A 1,684-nucleotide genomic window follows, 5' to 3' on the forward strand; every position below is an offset into this window, starting at 1 on the left:
TGGACCTACGACGGCACCCCACTCAAGGAAACAACCTGATCAACACCCCTCCACGAATTAACGCGGAGCAGCACTAGACCCAATGCCGTTCAGATAAGGCATCGGTGCAGGTCAGCGTGGGGTGCTGACGGCGGGTGATTGGGGCCGGTACGGTGCCGGTCGTGACGTTGCAGACACAGCCCTCGGGCCGGTTGACCGACCACATTGGTTTGGGGGTGCTCTCGGCTCGGTTCCACCGCGACGTCATCGAGGAAGTGATCAACCGGACCGGGTGTCGGGAGAAGCGCAGCCGTCGGTTGCCCGCGCACGTGATGATCCGGTATGTGCTCGCGATGGGCCTGTACGCGCAGGAGTCCGCCGAGGAAGTGATGCGCCGGCTGGTCGGCAGCCTACGGACGATGGGTTCCTGGTCGGATGACTGGCAGGTCCCGACCGGCTCGGCGATAACCCAGGCCCGGCAGCGCCTCGGTGTGGCGCCGGTGAAGGAACTCTTCGATCGGGCGGCGGTGCCGGTGGCATCGACAGGTACGAAAGGCGCGTGGCTGGCGCGGCGTCGGTTGATGGCGATCGACGGGACCAGCTTCGACGTGGCTGACACCCCGGCGAACGTGGAACGCTTCGGGCGGATGGGTTCGGGGCCGAAAGCCTCGGCGTATCCGAAGCTGCAGGTGACCGCGGTCGTGGAGTGTGCGAGTCGGGCGGTCGTGGGCGCGGTCCTCGGCCCCTGCAGCACGGGAGAACGCACCCAGGCCGCCGAGTTGACCTCGGTGGTGGAGCCCGGGATGGTGTTGCTGGCCGACAGTGGCTTCTACTCCTTCGAGTTGTTCGCCCGGTTCGCGGCCACCGGCGCGGACCTGTCCTGGCGCGTCGGCGCGTCGGTGTCACTGGGCTTGGTGCGGTGGCTGCCCGACGGGTCTTACCTGGCGTTGATCTACCGGCCCGGGCTGTCCGCCGAGCGCCGCCGCCGGCTCGCGCAGACGCTCGCCGACGGCGGTGAGGTCGCCGCGGACACCGCACGGCTCGTGCGGGTCGTGGACTACACCGTGCCCGATCGCAACCCCGGCGGTGAACTCATCACCGTGATCACCACCATCCTCGACCCACACGAGGTGTCCGGGATGGACCTGGCCGGCGCCTACCACGACCGGTGGCAGGAGGAAACCGCCCTCAACGAGATCAAAAGCGATCTCCGCGGCCGGGGTGAAGTGCTGCGCTCGAAGACCCCCGACCTCGTCGAACAGCAAGTATGGGGCCTGCTGCTGGCCCACTACGCGATCCGGGCCTTACTGCTCGACGCCGCCGACGAAGCCGGCTACGAACCCGACCGACTCTCGTTCACACGCGGGCTACGTCTCGTGCGCCGCCAGGTCACCGACCAGGCGGCCATTTCCCCCTGAACGCCTGACCAACGCCATCACCGACGCCCACACCGAAATCCTGCGCCACCCGCTACCCCCACGCCGACACCGCACCTGCCAACGAGTCGTCAAACGCGCCCGACACAACTCCTACCGCGTCAAACGACCCACCGACAAGATCATCCGCCATGCGGGACCTCCTACACCCATTCTGACCTGCCCTGATGGCCTTATCTGAACGGCATTGGTTCTAGTACGGCAGCCGTACTTCGTGATCATGGCTGGAGTTCGAGGGTGAGGCGGCGGGCGTAGTGGGCTTGTTTGGC

At 66.9% G+C, this 1,684-nt stretch carries 1 protein-coding gene; it reads left to right on the forward strand.

What is annotated here, in order from left to right; all coding sequences use genetic code 11:
* Positions 1–134: 134 nt before the first annotated feature.
* Positions 135–1,397 carry an IS4 family transposase gene (locus ACLQ24_RS29535; protein WP_425895014.1) on the forward strand — a complete coding sequence of 421 codons (1,263 nt, stop codon included), beginning with the start codon at positions 135–137 and terminating at the stop codon, positions 1,395–1,397.
* The last annotated feature ends 287 nt before the right edge of the window (positions 1,398–1,684 follow it).

Source organism: Micromonospora sp. DT4 (assembly GCF_049841675.1).
Classification (GTDB): Bacteria; Actinomycetota; Actinomycetes; order Mycobacteriales; family Micromonosporaceae; genus Micromonospora.